This window comes from Myxococcus sp. AS-1-15, from assembly GCF_020037055.1.
Taxonomy (GTDB): Bacteria; Myxococcota; Myxococcia; order Myxococcales; family Myxococcaceae; genus Myxococcus; species Myxococcus fulvus.
In genome coordinates, this window is sequence record NZ_JAIQDF010000001.1 from 533,074 (window position 1) to 550,749 (window position 17,676).

Annotated in this window: 15 protein-coding genes; 5 read left to right on the forward strand and 10 right to left on the reverse strand. The window is 71.1% G+C overall.

All coding sequences use genetic code 11. The annotated features are described in order from the left end of the window. Nucleotides 1-57 precede the first annotated feature (57 nt). From K8625_RS02230 to K8625_RS02240, 3 genes are all read right to left on the reverse strand, one after another. Nucleotides 58-1,641 (reverse strand): class I SAM-dependent DNA methyltransferase, encoded by a 1,584-nt coding sequence (locus K8625_RS02230; RefSeq protein ID WP_141333196.1) that lies wholly within the window; start codon nt 1,639-1,641, stop codon nt 58-60. A 186-nt stretch (nt 1,642-1,827) separates the two neighbouring features. Beyond that, nucleotides 1,828-2,247 carry a DUF6691 family protein gene (locus K8625_RS02235; protein WP_223781704.1) on the reverse strand — a complete coding sequence of 140 codons (420 nt, stop codon included), beginning with the start codon at nt 2,245-2,247 and terminating at the stop codon, nt 1,828-1,830. After that, on the reverse strand, nt 2,244-2,669 hold the full coding sequence (locus tag K8625_RS02240) for a YeeE/YedE family protein (RefSeq protein WP_223781705.1): 426 nt from the start codon (nt 2,667-2,669) through the stop codon (nt 2,244-2,246). The genes K8625_RS02235 and K8625_RS02240 overlap by 4 nt, the downstream gene beginning before the upstream one ends. A gap of 474 nt (nt 2,670-3,143) precedes the next feature. On the opposite strand from K8625_RS02240, the gene K8625_RS02245 reads away from it, so the two are divergent. Together K8625_RS02245 and K8625_RS02250 are read left to right on the forward strand one after the other, a co-directional pair. Continuing rightward, nucleotides 3,144-3,395, forward strand: a complete 252-nt coding sequence (locus tag K8625_RS02245; RefSeq protein ID WP_223748050.1) for a hypothetical protein — start codon at nt 3,144-3,146, stop codon at nt 3,393-3,395. A gap of 57 nt (nt 3,396-3,452) precedes the next feature. Continuing rightward, the gene (locus K8625_RS02250) at nt 3,453-3,791 is read left to right on the forward strand and encodes an RNA polymerase sigma factor (RefSeq protein ID WP_223781706.1); all 339 of its coding nucleotides are present in this window, start codon (nt 3,453-3,455) and stop codon (nt 3,789-3,791) included. Between the two features lie 24 nt (nt 3,792-3,815). Here K8625_RS02250 and K8625_RS02255 read toward each other — a convergent pair whose 3' ends face one another. The 7 genes from K8625_RS02255 to K8625_RS02285 all read right to left on the reverse strand — a co-directional run bounded on the left by K8625_RS02255 (nt 3,816) and on the right by K8625_RS02285 (nt 13,583). Next, the gene (locus tag K8625_RS02255) at nt 3,816-5,450 is read right to left on the reverse strand and encodes a sodium/solute symporter (protein ID WP_223748051.1); all 1,635 of its coding nucleotides are present in this window, start codon (nt 5,448-5,450) and stop codon (nt 3,816-3,818) included. A 13-nt stretch (nt 5,451-5,463) separates the two neighbouring features. Further along, a complete protein-coding gene (locus K8625_RS02260; RefSeq protein WP_046715732.1) occupies nt 5,464-5,742 on the reverse strand; it encodes a DUF485 domain-containing protein in 279 nt (92 codons plus the stop codon). A 28-nt stretch (nt 5,743-5,770) separates the two neighbouring features. Then, nucleotides 5,771-7,735 (reverse strand): acetate--CoA ligase, encoded by a 1,965-nt coding sequence (acs, locus tag K8625_RS02265; protein WP_223781707.1) that lies wholly within the window; start codon nt 7,733-7,735, stop codon nt 5,771-5,773. Nucleotides 7,736-7,759: 24 nt separating this feature from the next. Continuing rightward, nucleotides 7,760-8,869: a porin gene (locus tag K8625_RS02270; RefSeq protein ID WP_223781708.1), complete on the reverse strand. Its 1,110-nt coding sequence runs from the start codon at nt 8,867-8,869 to the stop codon at nt 7,760-7,762. A 187-nt stretch (nt 8,870-9,056) separates the two neighbouring features. Beyond that, nucleotides 9,057-10,415 carry a sigma-54 dependent transcriptional regulator gene (locus K8625_RS02275; protein WP_223748054.1) on the reverse strand — a complete coding sequence of 453 codons (1,359 nt, stop codon included), beginning with the start codon at nt 10,413-10,415 and terminating at the stop codon, nt 9,057-9,059. Next, nucleotides 10,412-13,393: an ATP-binding protein gene (locus K8625_RS02280; protein WP_223781709.1), complete on the reverse strand. Its 2,982-nt coding sequence runs from the start codon at nt 13,391-13,393 to the stop codon at nt 10,412-10,414. Before K8625_RS02280 ends, K8625_RS02275 begins: the two co-directional genes overlap by 4 nt. After that, nucleotides 13,383-13,583 carry a hypothetical protein gene (locus tag K8625_RS02285; protein ID WP_046715727.1) on the reverse strand — a complete coding sequence of 67 codons (201 nt, stop codon included), beginning with the start codon at nt 13,581-13,583 and terminating at the stop codon, nt 13,383-13,385. The genes K8625_RS02280 and K8625_RS02285 overlap by 11 nt, the downstream gene beginning before the upstream one ends. Nucleotides 13,584-13,705: 122 nt before the next feature. Between K8625_RS02285 and K8625_RS02290 the strand changes: the two genes are divergently transcribed. From K8625_RS02290 to K8625_RS02300, 3 genes are all read left to right on the forward strand, one after another. Beyond that, on the forward strand, nt 13,706-14,797 hold the full coding sequence (locus K8625_RS02290) for a hypothetical protein (RefSeq protein ID WP_223781710.1): 1,092 nt from the start codon (nt 13,706-13,708) through the stop codon (nt 14,795-14,797). Between the two features lie 52 nt (nt 14,798-14,849). Beyond that, nucleotides 14,850-16,403 carry a GspE/PulE family protein gene (locus K8625_RS02295; protein WP_223781711.1) on the forward strand — a complete coding sequence of 518 codons (1,554 nt, stop codon included), beginning with the start codon at nt 14,850-14,852 and terminating at the stop codon, nt 16,401-16,403. Nucleotides 16,404-16,506: 103 nt separating this feature from the next. Then, nucleotides 16,507-17,643 (forward strand): hypothetical protein, encoded by a 1,137-nt coding sequence (locus K8625_RS02300; RefSeq protein ID WP_223781712.1) that lies wholly within the window; start codon nt 16,507-16,509, stop codon nt 17,641-17,643. Nucleotides 17,644-17,676: the final 33 nt, after the last annotated feature.

A 17,676-nucleotide genomic window follows, 5' to 3' on the forward strand; every position in this document is an offset into this window, starting at 1 on the left:
CACTAGCGGTTGTCCGCGCAGCCCGCAGGGAAACCATGCGGGCCGCCCACCGCCTCCTCACTCCTGTCCGATGGGCGGCACTACCAGCGGCACCGGCACCACGCGTGAAGCGCCGAAGGCCGGCGCCCAGGTGCGCTGAACCTCGGGGCCGTTGAGGAATCGCACGATGGCCTTGAAGGCCTCCTCAGGACCTCCCAGCGTCTCCGCCCACTCGAGGCCTCGCGGCGACAGGTTGGGCACCAGCGGCCCCAGCTCCTCGGCGGACGCGGACGAGCGCGTCACGCGCAGGCCCTCGTCGCGCAGCCGCTTGGGAACGAACAGCGGCGCGAAGCGCGCGTGCCGGTGGTCGTGGACGCAGCCCTCCTCCTGCAGCAGCGCCGCGGACAGGGGCAGCTCTCGCACGTTGAAGAGCAGCTTCACCGCGCCCACGTGCGGGTCGTACGGCCCGCGCAGCCGGTGGTCTCCGCGCGGAATCAGCCGCCGGTCCAGGTAGCAGTACGCCCGCGTCTCTGGAGGCAGCGTGCCCCGGTGCCGAGCGCCGCCATACCGGAAGAAGGGCCGCAGGTGCCTGGCGTCCACCTCCAGCGCGGGGCCCACCTTCAGCGCGCGCAGCTTCGGGAGCAGCTCCTCGGACAGCCCATGCACCCGCGCGAAGTCCGGCAGGTCGTCCAGCGAGGACGCCGCGAAGGCGCGGATGCGCGCGAGCAGCCGCTCCGGGTCCGCGTCCACCAGGAGCTCGTCGAAGCGCGTCTTCACCCCGGGCAGGCTCACGGGGACGAGCGTGGTGAGCGGCTCGCCCTCCGCGCTCCACCGCGCGTCCAGCGCGCTCGCCTCCGGCGTCGTGGGCGCCAGCCGCCACTCGGGCGCCTCGGGGGTGAAGTGCTGCCACGCCCCCCGGCGCTCGAAGCGCGGCGGGTCCACGTGGCCCGGCAGCGAGGACCACACGGTGATGCACGTGCGCACCTGCGTGCCGGCGAAGGCGCCCGGCCCCAGGTCCACCACCTCGCGCAGCGTCAACATGCGCAAGAGCGACTGGCGCAAGGGCGCGTAGAGGAACGCGTCCAGCAGGCTCGCGGGCGTGATGAAGGCGAGCACGCCGGGCCGCGTGGACAGCCGGTGCGCGGCGACGAGCAGGAAGAAGGCGAAGTCGTCGCGCAGGCTGGTGCCCGGCGGCAGCGCCAGCGGCAACAAGGCACGCAGCTTCGCGTACGCGCCCGCGTCCTTCAGCACCGGCGAGGTGCCGTTGTAGGGCGGATTGCCCACCCACAGCTCGCGGTGCTCGGGCGGCGTGGCGGCGAGCATGGGCTCCAGCCCGCCTCGCAGCGTGTCGCCCTCCTTTACGTCCGCCTCGGGGACGCGGGCCTGACACAGCCGGGCCACGGCCGGGTCCAGCTCCAGGCCGCACAGGCGGGCTCCGGGCCAGAGCTTCGAGGCCGCCGACAGGAAGGCCCCGGCTCCACAAGCCGGGTCAATCACCGTGAGCGGCCCTGCTCCCAGGTGCGCCATCGCGAGCGATAGCGTGCGTTCCACCAGGGGCGCGGGCGTGAAGAACGCCCCCACCGCCTTGCGGTCGATTCCGGGGAACTGGTGGACGAGCTTCTCTTCGTCGACGTCCAGCAACCTATTCGCGGCGCGTGGCATTGAGGAGTCATCCTAGCCACCCCCGCCCCTCGCGGTGATCCACTCAAAGCTTTGCAAATGCACTCAAATGTCCGGATGTGATGTCCCAATCACTTCACATGCCCGGAAGTCTGAGATTTGGCGCCCCGCAATGCGTGACTTCAGCCCGCACCGTACACCCGTGGGGGTTGTGTGTGATGGGCCTGCTCACCCAGGTTGCTTCACCAGGGCGCGGAACACGCCCATACCGGCCACCATCCCCACCACGAAGAGCGCCACCGTCAGTCCGCCCACCGGCAACACCACCAGGGCCGGTCCCGGGCAGTAGCCCGACAAGCCCCAGCCCACGCCGAAGAGCACCGCGCCCGCCACCAGGCGTCCATCCACCGAGGCGGAGGGCGCCTTCGGGAAGGCGTCCGCCAGCACAGGGGCCGCGCGGCGGAGGATGAGCCCGCGCGCCAGCGCGTACGCGCCCAGCGCGCCCGCCATGACGAAGGCGAGGCTGGGGTCCCAAGCGCCCGCCACGTCGAGGAAACCCACCACCTTCGCCGGGTCCGTCATGCCGCCCAAGCCCAGCCCCAGCGCGAAGAGCAGCCCCGCGGCGCCCGCCGTGAGGGCCTGCTTCATGACGCACCTCCCACGAGATGCCGGGTGACGAAGACGGTGGCCGCGCCCGCCGCCATGAACGTCAGCGTGGCCACCAGCGAGCGCTTGGAGCCCCGCGCCAGGCCACACACGCCGTGGCCGCTGGTGCAGCCGCTGCCCAGCCGCGTGCCGAAGCCCACGCACAGCCCGGCGATGAGCGGGGTGGCCACCCCAGTGAGCACCGGCGCGCCGAGCACCTCCGGCCGCACGGCCGCGAGCACCAAGCCGCCCAGCATCAGCCCACCGATGAAGGCTACGCGCCACCCGGTGTCACCCGACGCGGGCGCCCAGAGCCCACCGGCGATGCCGCTGATGCCGGCGATGCGGCCGTTGAAGAGGAGCAGGAGGGCCGCGCCCAGGCCCAGCAGGACACCGCCCAGGAGCGGAAGGAGGAACGTGTTCATCGATGCAGGCACCTGACGAGGAAGAGAATCGAGGCAAGCGGGTGCGACCGGCTCAGGAGCGTGGCACGCCGCCGGTCAGGATGTGAGAGCCCGCCCCCGGGAAAAGCACCCAGGGGCCCGTGTTGAGGCGGGTGGGTTCTCCCAGGCCGGCGGGCATGGCGCGCGGGCTCCCTCGGGGCCTCGACGCGCGGAGAGGACAGGGCCGCGGTGGTGAGACGAAGGGCGAAGGGGCGCGGCGACGCGGTGCTCGTCTCCGCGGCGACGCGGGGGGACCGGGAGGCGCTGCTCGCCCGATGAGCCTCCCCTCGGTGCACGGCTTCGGGCTGCTGCGCCTGTGCGGCTCCAGGGACCTGCTCCAGGAAACGCTGGTGACGGCGTTCCGGGAGCAGGCGCGGCTGTCGACATGGCTCTACCCGGTGGCGCGCGCTGACTGCTCACGGGAGCGCCGGAAGGAGGCGCGCGGAAGGGGCTCGCGTGTCGCTCGATGCGCCCGTGGCGCGGCAGGTGGTCTCCCTGAGCCGGCGCTCGACGACGTGGCGCACGCGCGTGAATCAGGCGCGGCCGATGGTCTCCCTGAGCCGGCGCTCGACGACGTGGCGCACGCGTGTGACTCAGGGGTGGCCGGTGGTCTCCCCGAGCCCGTGCTCGACGACGTGGCGCACGCGCGAATCGGGGGCGGCCGGTGGTCTCCCCGAGCCCGCGCTCGACGACGTGGCGCACGCGTGAATCAGGGGCGGCCGGTGGTCTCCTCCGGGCCTGTGCTCGACGGCGTGGCGCACGCGCGTGAATCAGGGGCGGCCGGTGGTCTCCTCCGGGCCCGCGCTCGACGGCGTGGCGCACGCGCGTGAGTCGGGGGCGGTGCTTTGGGATGCGCCCGGGACACTGTCCGCGTCGGACCGGCAGGCGCTGCGCCTCCGGGGCTTGGAGGGCCTGTCCGCGGAGGAGGCCGCGCGCCCGTCGGGCATCGACGTGCCCGCGCACAAGCGCCGTCTGCACCGCGCGCACGCGCCAGCGGGAGCAGCGCTCCAGCGTGTCTGCTGTCAGGGATTGAGCAAGAGGGGCGGGCCCCGGGCCCCTTGGAGGCCCGGCGCCCACCCCCGCCCTCCTCCCCAGGAGCAGTGACGGAGGAGGGCTATCTCGATGGCATCAAGCCTTGCTGGGCGTGGGAGTCGGTGTCCGACCTGTGTGTTCCACCGAGGCCGCCGCGGCCTCGGGCGCCGCCCCCAAGGGCCTGCCCGCGCCCATGTGCATGCGGTGCTTCACCTCGGCGAAGCGCTCGCTGGACTCGCGCTCCGGGAACATCAGCGACACGAGCACCCCCACGATGAAAGCCAATGGCATGGTGATGATGCCTGGATTCTTCAGCGGGAACAGGGCGCTCGTGTTCTTGAGCAGGTCCACTTGTACGGTGGGCGACAGGAAGATGAGCACCACCGCGCTGAACGAGCCCGTCAACATGCTCGCCACCGCGCCGTAGGTGGTGAACTTCTTCCACGCCATGGACAACAGCAGCGCGGGGAAGTTGGCGCTCGCGGCAATCGCGAACGCCAGCCCCACCATGAAGGCCACGTTCTGTCCCTTGAAGGCCACGCCCAGGATGATGGCGAGCACGCCCAGCAACAGGCTCGCCAGCCGCGCCACCTTGAGCTGCTCGTGCTCGGGGGCCTGGCCCTTGCGCACCACGCTGGACCACAAGTCATGGGACAGCGCCGCCGCGCCGGACAGCGTCAGGCCCGCGACCACCGCGAGGATGGTGGCGAAGGCCACCGCGGAGATGAAGCCCAGGAAGCCCGTGCCCCCCACGACTTCGGCGAGCATGGGCGCCGCCATGTTGCCGCCCTTGTCCACGCTCGTGATCGCCTGCCGGCCCACCAGCACCGACGCGCCGAAGCCGAGGATGAACGTCACCAGGTAGAAGTACCCGATGAGGCCCGTGGCATAGAACACGCTGCTGCGCGCGGCCTTCGCGTCCGGCACCGTGTAGAAGCGCATCAGGATGTGCGGCAGGCCCGCGGTGCCGAACATCAGCGCCAGGCCCAGCGAAATCGTCTCCAGCGGGTTGCTCACCAGCGTGCCCGGCGCCAGCGTCTTCTCCCCGTACTGGCGGGTGGCCTCGCTGAAGAGCGCCAGCGGGCTGAAGCCGAACTTGTAGAGCACCGCCAGCGCCAGCGCGGACGCGCCCGCCAGCAGCAGCACCGCCTTCACGATCTGCACCCACGTGGTGGCGATCATCCCGCCGAAGAGCACGTAGAGGATCATCACCGCGCCGACGATGACGACGGCGACCTCGTAGGACAGCCCGAAGAGCAGGTGGATGAGGTTGCCGGCGCCCACCATCTGCGCAATCAGGTAGAAGCTCACCACCGTGAGCGTGCCCAGCGCCGCGGCCAGCCGCACCGGCGTCTGCTTGAGCCGGTACGCCACGACGTCCGCGAAGGTGTACTTGCCCAGGTTGCGCAGGGGCTCGGCGATGAGGAACGTCACCACCGGCCAGCCCACCAGCCAGCCCACCGAGTAGATGAGGCCGTCGAAGCCCGACATGGCGACCAGGCCCGCGATGCCCAGGAAGCTGGCGGCGCTCATGTAGTCGCCCGCCAGCGCGAAGCCGTTCTGCAGCGCGCTCACCCCGCCGCCCGCCGCGAAGAACTCGGACGTCGTCTTCGTCTTGCGCGCCGCCCAGTACGTGATTGCCAGGGTGACGCCCACGAAGAGCAGGAAGAAGAGGATGGCCGTGGAGTTGGGCTGGCCCAGCTGCGTGCCCGTTGCCGAAGGGGGATTCATGCGGATTCTCCTCTCAACGACGCAGTTCGCGCAGGGCCCGGTCGTACTTGCCGTTCGCCCAGATCATGTAGATGCCCGTCAGTGCCCAGGCCGTCACGATGACGAGCGCGCCCAGGAGGATGCCCACCGACAGACCGGGGACGAGCTGCTGGCCCATCAACGGCTTGTTGAAGGCCACCAGCAGGATGAAGCCGAAGTAGGCCACCAGCGTGGCCACGGTGAGGACGGCGGCCACCCGCCAGCGCGCGGCCGCGAGTCTTTCCAACGCCTCTTCTTGGGATGGGGAGGACATCGCTTGAGCTCCTGGGTAGGGGTGGGAATCAGCGCCGCGCCTGCACGGGCGTGGCCTTGGTGAGCAATTCGTCCAGCACCGTCGGGTCCGCCAGGGTGGTGGAGTCACCCAGGTTCTCCGTCTCGCCCGACGCAATCTTGCGCAACATGCGCCGCAGGATCTTGCCCGAGCGCGTCTTGGGCAGGCCGTTGACCACCACGACGCGGTCCGGCGTGGCGATGGGGCCGATGACGTGACGCACCTGCTCCTTGAGCGCGCCCACCATCTGCTCGCTGGAGGTCTCCTGCCAGTCGGGCTTCACGGTGACGAAGGCGCACACGCCGGTGCCCTTGATGTCGTGGGGGAAGCCCACCACGGCGGCCTCGGCCACGGCCTCGTGCGCCACCAGCGCGCTCTCCACCTCCGCCGTCCCCAGCCGGTGGCCGGACACGTTGAGCACGTCGTCCACGCGGCCCGTAATCCAGTAGTAGCCGTCCTCGTCGCGCCGGCAGCCGTCGCCGGTGAAGTACAGGTTGGGGAAGCGCGAGTAGTACGTCTCCACGAAGCGCTGGTGGTGGCCGTACAGCGTGCGCGCCTGCCCCGGCCACGAGCGCGCCAGGCACAGGTTGCCGCTGACGCCGTTGCCCTCGATGACGCGGCCCTCGTCGTCCAGCAGCACCGGCTCCACACCGAAGAAGGGCAGGGTGGCGCTCCCCGGCTTGCACGGCGTCGCGCCCGGCAGCGGGGAGATGAGGATGCCGCCCGTCTCCGTCTGCCACCACGTGTCGATGATAGGGCAGCGGCCCTCGCCCACCACGTCGTGGTACCAGCGCCATACCTCCGGGTTGATGGGCTCGCCCACGCTGCCGAGCAGCCGCAGCGACCTGCGCGAGGACCTCTTCACGAAGCCGTCGCCCTCCTTGATGAGCGCGCGCAGCGCGGTGGGCGCGGTGTAGAGGACGGTGGCCTTCACGTCGTCCACCACCTGCCAGAGCCGGCCGGAGTCCGGATAGGACGGCGTGGACTCGAAGAGCACGGTGGTGGTGCCGTTGGTGAGCGGGCCGTACAGGAGGTAGCTGTGGCCCGTCACCCAGCCCAGGTCCGCGGTGCAGAAGTGCACGTCGTCGGGGCGCACGTCGAAGACGTAGTGGTGCGTCGTCGCCGCGTACACCAGGTAGCCGCCCGTGGTGTGCAGCACCCCCTTGGGCTTCCCGGTGGAGCCGGAGGTGTAGAGGATGAAGAGCGGGTCCTCCGCGTCCATCCACTCGGCCGGACACACGCCGCGGTGGCGCGACATCTCCTGGTCCAGCCATGAATCACGGCCCTCCACCATGGGCACCTCGCGCGAGGTGCGGCGCACCACCAGCACGGAGGACACCTGGGTGAGCCCCTCCACCGCCTCGTCGGCGATGGCCTTGGTGGGCACGCTCTTGGGACCGCGAGGCCCCTCGTTCGCGGTGACCAGCACCCTCGCGCCCGAGTCCAGGATGCGCTCGCGCAAGGACTCCGACGAGAAGCCCGCGAACACCACCGAGTGCACCGCGCCGATGCGCGCGCACGCCAGCATGGTGTACGCCAGCTCCGGAATCATCGGCAGGTAGATGCAGACGCGGTCGCCCTTCTTCACGCCGTGGGCCTTGAGCACGTTGGCCACGCGTCCCACGTGGTGCTGCAGGTCGCGGAAGGTGATGGTCTCGTACTCGCCCGGCTCGTTCTTCGCCCAGATGATGGCGGCCTTGCCGGGGCGCTCGCGCGCGTGGCGGTCCACGCAGTTGTAGGCCACGTTGAGCTTGCCGCCGCTGAACCAGGAGAAGTCCACCTGCTCCGCGTCCACCTCGCGGATGGCCTCCGGCGGGTGGAACCAGGTGAGCCTTTGGGCCTGCTCGCCCCAGAACGCCTCGGGCTCGCGCAGGCTCTTCTCGTGGAGGGCGCGGTACTCGTCGATGCTCTTCACGTGCGCCTGGCGGGAGAAGTGCTCCTTGGGCGCGACGAACGAATCCTTCTGGGCAGTCATCGGGGGTCCTCGACGGGCAGGGGGTCAGTAGAAGAACTGGAGCTGCGCGGTGCCGGTGACGCCGGTGTCCGCGTTGGACAGGTCGCCCACGCGCGCGATGGCGACCTCGGTCCTCAGGTTGAACGTGTGCTTCTGGAACCAGACGTTGAAGCCGGGCCGGAAGATGAGCGAGTCCTGGTTCGTGACGCGCGAGTTGAAGTACTCGACGGACACCAGGGGCTCCACCTTGGCGATGCGGTAGCCCAGCTCCGCCTGGACGCCCGTGCCGCTCTGCGGGTTGTCCATGCCCTGGCGGTAGTGGAACACGCCCGTCTGGAACACCAGCTCCTGGTCATGGCCCATGGGCCAGTCCAGGAAGGTGTCCGCGGAGAAGGCCACCGAGTCGTGCACGCCCGACGCGGTGGCGATGGCGGAGGGCTGGTAGTCCGCGCCCACGCCCACGGACAGGTGCGGCTTGTCGGTGAAGTAGATGCCCTGGAAGAAGAGGTCCTCCTCGCGGGTGAGGAAGTTCCAGCGCACCATCGCCACGCCGCGCGGCAGGTCATCCGGGTTGACGGCGGGCGCGTCCTCGCGCTTGGTGCCCTCGGCGCCGTTCATGATGGCGGCGCGAAAGCCCACCGGCCCCGCGAAGCCGCGCAGCTGCACGCCCATGTCCCGCCATATCTTCCCCACCCCCGCGGTGAAGCGGATGACGCTCGAGTGGTAGTCCACCGAGTTGAGCGCGATGGCGCCCTGGAGGTTGTGGCGCGAGAACGGGGCGATGAGCATGCCCACGTCCACCCAGAGCTTGTCCGCGAACTCGTAGGACACGAACGCGTCCTGGACGAAGAAGTCGACGTTGTAGTTGTTGTCCTTGCCGAAGTTGGGCTGGTCCGTCTCCATGAAGAAGGACAGGCGCTTCGTCACGTTGCCATAGACGAGCAGCCGCACCCGGCGGATGAAGAAGTCCGTGCCCACGCCCCCGCTGGGCGCCCCGTCCTTGATGACCTGTGCCTGCGATTGGAGCAGCAGGTTGATGTTGAGGTTCGCTTCGTCGTTGATGGTTATCTTGCCTGCGATTGCGGAGCCCAGCGGGAGGAGGACCACGGCGAGCGCGACCAGGAGCGGCGACGAGCGCAGGGGGGAGGGGGGCATGCACCCTCCTTGAGCAACACTCCGGCCAACCCCGCCTCCGACAAGATTCGGGACGTTGCAGGTTGGCTCGGCGCGTCAGGGTGTTACGGAAGGTGACGTGTGCGTTACCTCGGTAACGAATCGCGCAATGCGTCGTAACGAATCGTGCGCAAGCGACCTGTCGCGTCGAGGACGGCGCGGCGGTGCGTCATGCGCGGGTGCGAGGGAGGCCGAGCTTCTGGCGCTTCTCCCACAGGGCCTTGCGGCTGATGCCCAGACGCCTGGCCAGCTCCGTCTCGCCCATGTGCTCCTGGTTCTCGAGCACGAAGCGGCGGAAGTACTCCTCCATGGAGCCGCCGCCCGTCTCCTCGGGCTCCGGCTCGGCGGGCTCGGCGGCGTCGAGCAGCTCGCCACCGGGCAGCTCCAGCGCGAGCAGGTCCGGGGTGATGACGGGGCCCTCGGAGAGGATGACGGCGCGCTCCAGGGCGTTCTCCAATTCGCGCACGTTGCCGGGCCACGGGTGCGTCATCAGGGCCTGGAGGGACTCGGGGGACAGCGTCGCGGGCGGGCGGCCGATTCTGCGGCACGCCTTCTCCAGGAGGTACTTCGCCAGCACGGGCAGGTCCTCGCCGCGCTCGCGCAGGGGCGGCAGGCGGATCTCCACCACGCGCAGCCGGAAGTAGAGGTCCTGGCGAAATGCGCCCTCCTGCACGCGGCGGGGCAAGTCCCGATGCGTGGCGGCGACGATGCGCACGTCCACCTTGCGAGGCCGCGTGGAGCCCACCCGCCGCACCTCTCCGTCCTGGAGCATGCGCAACAGGCGCGCCTGCGCGGGCGCGGGCAATTCGCCCACCTCGTCCAGGAAGAGCGTGCCGCCGTGCGCGGCCTCCACCAGGCCCGCGTGCGCGGTGAGCGCGCCGGTGAAGGCTCCCTTCTCGTGGCCGAACAGCTCGCTCTCCAGGAGGCCCTCGGGGATGGCCGCGCAGTTGACGGAGATGAGGGGGCCGTCCGCGCGAGGGCTCTGCGCGTGGAGGGCGCGCGCCACCAGCTCCTTGCCCGTGCCGGACTCCCCGAGCACCAGCACGGTGGCGGGGGAGGGGGCCACCTTGCGCAGGCGCTCGAAGACGTCGCGCATCGCCGCGGAGCCGCCCACCATCCCGCTCACCGAGTAGGACTGCTCCACCTCGCGCTTGAGGGCCGCGTTCTGCCGCGTGAGCTTGCCCTCGCGCAGCACGCGCTCCACCTGGAGGAGCAGCTCGTCGTGGTCGAACGGCTTGGCGATGTAGTCCACCGCGCCCAGCTTCATCGCGTCCACCGCGGACTTCACCGTGGCGTAGCTGGTCATGATGAGCACCGGCACCCCGGGACACAGCGCGATGACGTCCGTGCCCGGCGCGCCCGGCAGCCGCAGGTCCGACAGCACCAGGTCGAAGGAGTCGAGCGCGTAGTCGCTCGCGGCCTCCTGCACCGCGCCCGCCTCGGACACGTCGTGCCCGGCGCGCACGAGCAGCCGGCGCAGCTCCGTGCGGATGATGGGCTCGTCCTCGATGACCAGGATGCGGCTCACAGGGTGGCTCCCGGGACGGGACGCGCGGGGGGCGGGTGGCTTCGCGCGTCGGGCAGGCTCACCGTCACGCTAGTCCCTCCCCCGGGCCGGTTGTCCACCTGGATGGTGCCGCCGTGCTCGCGCACGATGCCCGCCACCAACGCGAGCCCCAGGCCCGTGCCCTCGCCCGGCTGCTTCGTCGTGAAGAAGGGCTCGAAGACGCGCTGGGTGAGCTCCGAGGAGATGCCGTGTCCCCGGTCCAGCACGCGCAGGTGCACGCGGCCCTCCTGGGCCTGCGCCTCCAGCTCCACGCGCCCACCCTCGGGCGAGGCATCCACCGCGTTGGTGAGCAGGTTGACGAGCACCTGCTCCAGCCGCTGCGCGTCGCCCAGCACCACCAGCCCCTCGGCGCCGCGGTGCTCGAAGCTCACCCCGCGGGAGCGCGTCGCCGAGCGCGCCATCCGCGCGAGCTGGAGCGCCTCCGCCAGGAGCGGCCCCACCTCCACGCGCGCGAAGGGGCGAGCCTCGCCGCCCACGGTGCCGGCGTGGCTGAAGCCCACCAGCGCCCGGACGATGGCGTCGATGCGTCGGCACTGCTGGAGGATGAGCGCGGTGCGCTCCTTCACCGCCTCCGCGTCGTCCAGCTCGTACTTGAGGTTCTGCGTGAGGCTGGCGATGGCCGTGAGGGGATTGCCAATCTCGTGCGCCACGCCCGCCGCCACGCGGCCCAGCGAGGCCAGCCGGTCCTGGTGCGCGAGCTTCGCGTCCACGGCCTTCTTCTCCGTCAGGTCCTCCACGAGCAGCGCCATGCCCTCGGACGTGCCGCCGCCCTCCTCGTCGGGTGTCAGTCGGGAGCGGTGCAGCCGCAGCGTGCGCTCGGCGCCATTCACGACGACGCGCGTCTCGGTGTCGGCCTCCGCGCCGGCCGAGAAGGCGGACAACAGCGAGCCCCAGGGCGCGGGGAGGTCCGCCAGCGGGTGGCCTCGCGAGGCGTGCTCGCGCACCCCGGACAGCCGCTCCAGCGCGGCGTTCCAGATGACCACCTCACCGTCGGGCCCCACGGTGCACACCCCCAGGGGCAGGTCCTCGAGGATGCGATTGAGGTAGCGCCGCACCGCCTCCACCGCGCGCACCGGGCCCTGCATGCCGCGCGCGTCGCGCAGGCGCTCCTCCACGAAGCGCAGCTGCTCGGCCAGCGCCGCGCGGGTGCCGGGCTCCAGCCGCAGCGCCTCCGCCACCGTGAGCCTCGCGAGCACCGGACCCAACAGGCCCGAGAGGTTCCGCTCCACGCCGTCGCGCAGGCGGCGCAGCTCGGAGGGGCGCCGCTCGTCCGGGGACATGTCGAGCGACTCCAGCGCGCGGTCCACCTCCGCCGACGCGGCCTCCTCGCCGAGCAGGGGTGCCAGTCGCTCGCGGAACTCACGCGGCGAGCCGGCCTCCACGCCGCCGGACACGAGCCCGGGGCCTTCCCGCGTGCACGCCCGCGCGGCCTCGGTCTCCGCCTGCGATTGTCGGGTGACCAGGGACACGCCCACGAAGGCGAGCGTGTTGAGCGTCAGCGACGCGAAGGTGGAGAAGCCCCACGGCTCGTCGCTCGGAAAGCCGAGCAGCGCCGAGACGCGGTGGGTCCACGCCACCACGCCCGGCGAGGCCCACAGCGGCACCACCAGCGTCACCATCCACAGCGCCGCGCCCGCGCCCAGGCCCGCGAGCAGCCCCGCGCGCGTGGCCCGCTTCCAGAAGAGCAGCCCCAGCACGCCGGGCGCGAACTGCGCCACCGCGACGAAGGACACGAGGCCCAGGTCCACCAGCCCCATCCCCCGCGTGTCGAGCAGGCGGTAGAAGCCGTAGCCCGCCAGGATGATGAGCGCGATGAGCAGCCGCCGCGCCCAGAGCAGCCAGCCGTACAGGTGCGGCTGGCCGCGCGCGTAGCCCAGGGGCAGCACCAGGTGCGTCAGGCACATGGGCGCCAGGGCCAGCGTGGTGACGATGACCATGGCGCTGGAGGCGGACACGCCCCCCAGGAAGGCCACCAGCGCCAGTCCCGTCGCGCCGCGCGAGGCGGGCACCGCGAGCAGGTGGAAGTCCGCGGGCCAGGGCAGCCCCAGCGCCTCGCCGCTCCACAGCACCACGGGGACCGCGAGGTTCATCACCAGCAGCACCAGCGGGAAGGCCCACGTCGCGGTGGACAGCGCGTCCTTCTCGGGCGCCTCGGTGAAGGCGACGTGGTAGCTGCGCGGGGTGAGGAACGCCGCCGCGCACGAGAGCACCAGCAGGGGCGCCCACGACGTCTCGCGCGCGGGGCGCTGCAATTGCTCCACCGCCTCCGGATGCGCCTCCAGCCACGTCCACAATCCGTCCACGCCGCCGAACACCTGCGACACCGCCCACGCGCCCACGGCGACGAGCGCCACCGCCTTCACGGCGGACTCGAAGGCGATGGCCAGCATCAGCCCTTCGTGTCGCTCGCGCGGGGTGAGGTGGCGCGCGCCGAAGAGGACGGAGAAGACGACGAGCACCGCGCAGAAGCCCATGCCGACGAGCGTGGGCGAGGCCGACGGGCTGAGCACCTTCGCGGACTCCACCACCGCGCGCACCTGGAGCGCGAGATAGGGGAGGCTGCCGGCCAGCATGAACAGCGTCACCGCCGTGCCCGTCGTCTGTCCCGGGTAGCGGAAGGCGAGCAGGTCCGCGAGCGAGGTGAGCTGCAGCTCACGCGTCAGTCGCAGGAGCGGGCGCCACAGCACGGGCACGAGCAGGCACGCCAGGGTGACGCCCAGGTAGATGCCCAGGTAGCGGTAGCCGTGCCGGGCCGCGTAGCCCACGCTGCCGAAGTAGGACCAGGACGTGGCGTAGACGCCCAGGGCGAGCGCGTACACCAGCGGGTGCTGGGTGATGCGCGAGGAGATGAGGCCCCGCTCCGCCGCGTAGGCGACGAGGAACAGCACGAGCAGGTAGACGACGGACGCGGCGACGAGCGAGCCCAGCTCAAGCGTCATGGCCACCGCCCCGGTACGCGGCCCAACCGCCCAGGGCGATGACGCCCAGCCAGACGACGAAGGGCAGGTAGCCGGGCGCGTCCTCCGCCAACCACAGACGCCGGAGCGGCGAGCCGAAGAGCAGCACCGCGATGGCGAAGACGAGCAGCGACGGCATCGCGGGCGCGTCCGGCTCCGTGGGGCGCTTCATGGCGGCCGAGGATAGCAGCGCGACGGCGGGTGGGTGACAATGCGGTGACACGCTTTCCTCACGAGGCCCGAGTGCCTGAGGAGGCAGCGCGTGCTCGTCGCGCATCGAGGGGGAAGCACAGGATGGCCGAAGCGAGGGCGGTACCGGTCTGGCAGACGCGACTGAAGGCGGACCCTCAGCGTCGCGCGCTCCATGGCGTCATGCTGCTGGTCTGGTGCGCGGTGGGGCTGGGGGGCCTGAAGCTGGGGCTGGACCTCCTCGTCGAGGTGCTTCGGGTGTCGTTCGACCCCGCGCCGATGGGCCTCCGTTCGGACATGCGCAACGTCCAGGCGGTGGGGCTGGTGCTCGGAGGCCTGGCGCTCATCGCCTTCCTCACGGTGTGGCTGGTGGTGGGCGTCCGCGTGGGGCGCTTCTTCCTGCGCTCGCTCTGGGGCGAGGACCAGGTCTCGATGGACACCCGAGGGGTGACGTGGAGGCGGTGGAACGGCCCTGGCAGCGAGCGGTGCTACCTGCCGTTCACGGAGGTGGCGGCCGTGCCGAAGCCCATCGGCGGCGTCGAGCTGCAACTGCACTCGGGCCGCGTGGTCCGGCTGGCTTCACTGGGGCTGTCGTCGGAGCACGATGCGCTGTGGAAGATGCTGTGCACGCTCTCGGAGCTGGGGCCCACGCCGCTGGAGCCCGAGAAGAGCGTGCCCCGGGGGAAGGAGACCCTGACGCTCCCGGATGGCGTCGTGGTGCTGCGCGACGACCGGGGGGATGTGGCACAGAAGGCCTGGGTCCGCGGCGGGGTGGCGCTCCTGCTGATGTCCTCGGCGGCGATGGTGGGCTGGCGTCAGTCCATCGATGGGCTCACGGTGGAGGACACGCTGCTCGCGGTGGTGCTCGTGGCCGCGGCAATCTGGGCGGGGCTGAACGCGCTGCCCGCGCTCCAGGCGCGATGGGAGTGGGAGCTGCGCCCGGGTTCACTGGAGCGTGTCTGGCATGGCCTGGGGACTCCCGAGCGCGTGCGTCATCAGGTGAAGTGGCTCGAGCTGCGACGGACCGAGAGCGAACATGACGGGAGCACGTGGGAGGTGTTCTCGCTGTGGATTCGCACGGGCTCGGGCCAGATGGAGCTGTCCCAGGCCGGCTCGCAGCGCTCGCGCATGGAGCACCTGGGCGATTGGCTGGCGCCGCGCCTCGGCGTGCGGTTCAAGCGAGAGCTCGAGGAGTAGGGACGCCAGAGGATGGCGCTCCCCGGGACGAGGCTGCTAAGCCGGACGGGACATGGCCGAGGACACCCCCTCTCAGTTCGCCGAGCTCGCGCAGTTCACCCTGGACCGTGCCTCGCTCCGCCGGCTGCCCGAGTCCTTCTGTCGTCGCAACCAGGTCGCGGTGCTGGACAAGGTGGACCCCCAGGCTGACGGCGCGCCGGTGACGGTGGGCATGACGAACCCCGACCAGCCCTCCGTCCTGGAGCTCATCACCGAGTTCCTGCGCCGGCCGCTGCGCGTGGTGCGGCTCAACCCGTATGAAATCGAGTCCGCGCTGGAGGTGGGCTTCGGCGCGGGGCCGCGTGTCACCGCGGACGTGGTGCTGACGCCCGGCACGCGCATGTCGAATCCGCCCACCACGGTGGAGCTGGTGGAGCACGTGCTGGTGAGCGCCGTGGAGTTGAAGGCCTCCGACATCCACGTGGAGAGCTACTTCGACGACGTGGACCTGCGCTATCGCATCGACGGCATCCTCCACCAGTCGTACACGGACATCGACCCGCGCTCGCTGCCGGGCGTCGTCAGCCGGGTGAAGGTGCTGGCGGGACTGGACATCACGGAGCGCCGGCGCCCCCAGGATGGGCGGCTGCGCGCGCTCGTCGAGCGGCCCGAGGGGCGCAAGGTGGTGGACTTCCGCGTCAGCGTGGTGCCGAGCCCCGCGGGGGAGGACGTCGTCATCCGCATCCTCGACGCGAGCGTGGGGCTGGTGCCGGTGGCGCAGCTGGGCATGTCTCCCGCGATGCAGGCCGTCTTCCTGCAACTGCTGGCGAATCCGGAGGGACTGGTGCTCGTCACCGGGCCCACGGGCAGCGGGAAGACGACGACGTTGTACTCGGCGCTGGCGCAGCTGAACGACGGGCTGAAGAAGATCGTCACCGCCGAGGACCCCATCGAGTACTACGTCCCCAAGGTGAACCAGAAGCAGGTGACGCCGCAGATGCCGTACGCGACGTTGCTGCGCGCGCTCTTGCGCCAGGACCCCAACGTGATGCTGGTGGGCGAGGTGCGTGATCTGGAGACGGGCAGCATGGCGCTGACGGCCGCGGCCACGGGGCACGTGGTGCTGGGCACGCTGCACACGGCGGACGCGGTGGGCGCGGTGGCGCGCCTGCGTGGCCTGGGGCTCGACGACGTGGACGTGGCGGACTCGCTGCTGGCGGTGCTGACGCAGCGACTGGTGCGGCGCATCTGCGCGCAGTGCACCGTGGACATGCGGCCCACGGACGAGCAGTCGAAGCTGCTGGGGCGGCTGTTGAACGGCGTGCGCACGCAGGTGGGGCAGGGCTGCGCCGCGTGCAACCACACGGGCTACAAGGGGCGTCTGGGCATCTTCGAGCTCCTGGTGGTGGACCCGGACCTGCAGGACCTCATCGCCCGGGGCGAGCCCACGGTGCACCTGCGTCGGCACGCGCGGGCTCATGGGCTGCGCACGCTGGTGGAGGACGCGCTGGACAAGGTGGACGCGGGCATCACCACGGTGGCGGAGCTGGTGCGCGTGGTGCCCTATCGCCACATCCTCACCACGCGGGACGAGCGCTACGGCCAGGAGTCCGACGAGGAGGCATGAACGCGCTTCGTCGTCGCGGACGTGACAGCGGGGTGACAGACTTTTCATCGTGGGCACGGGCCTTTGTGACCGGGGCACACGGAGGCTCATCAGGAGGCATCGCGTGACGTGGCTCACCCAGGAAGGCGAGGTCTGGCGGGCGAGGTTCGGGCCCTCCGCGCACTCACGGGTGATGATGGGGCTCGGCTGGGTGTTCTGGACGGTGGGGTGGTTGGCGGGGGTGGTGGTGCCCGGCGCGGCGCTCGGGAAGCTGGTGCTCGCGCTGCTGAGGTCCGTCCCGCTGGCGGTCGATGCGCCGCAAGGCTTCACGTCGAGCTGGGGCGCGGTGCTGGCGGTGCTGTTCCTGGCGCTGTGGTTGTGCGTCTGGGTTCCGGTGGGCCTCGTGGCGCAGGTGGGGCTGCTGTGGGCGATGTTCGTGCGGGAGGAGGTGACGGTGGACCCGCGAGGGGTGACGCGCCGCTCGATGGTCGGTCCGTGGGGGCGGTCCACGCGGATCGACTTCTCCGGGCTCGTGGATGTGTATCTCCGACGTGAAGGCCAGGCGGTGATGGGGCTGCGGCACACGGGAGAAGAGGTGGCTTTGTCCCAGGGGGGAACGGCGGAGCAGCATCAAGCGCTGTGGGCGCGGATGCGGGAGGTGTCGGGGTTGGGTGGGCCCGTCTCGGAGCTGAGGCACGTCGCGCCGATGGGGCGGGAGGTGGTGGCCGTGGAGGGAGGTGTCTGGGTCCTGCCGGCTCGGACGACCCGGGTCCGCTGGGCCTGGGTGCAGGGGGTGTTGGGGATGGTGTTGCTGCTGTCGATGCTGCTCCTGGGCTGGCGGCAGCTCTTCGACGGGACGAGCGTCGTGGCCTTGTTGCTGATGGGGGTGCTGGGAGGGCTGGCGGCGTGGATGCTGCGGTTCGCGTTGTGGACGCTGCGAGGCGTCAATGCCTGGGAGGTGCGTCCAGGGGCGCTGGTGCGCAGGTCGCGAGGGCTGGGACGCATTCACGCGGTGCGCTATCCGGTGGAGCGGCTCGAGGTGACGCGGCGCCGTCAGGATTCGGAGGACGGAGGGGACATCGTGTTCTCGCTGTGGCTGAGGTCGGCCGACGGCTCGTTCGAGTTGATGCGGGACACGGTGGACCGGAGGCCGGTGGAGCACCTGGGGCACTGGCTCGCGCATCGGCTGGATGTGCCCCTGCGGCTCAAGGCGTTGGGGGAGGGGTGGGAGGATTCGGTGACGAGAAGACTCGACGCGTGACGGGGGTGCCCGCAGAATCGCGCGCGTGAGAGC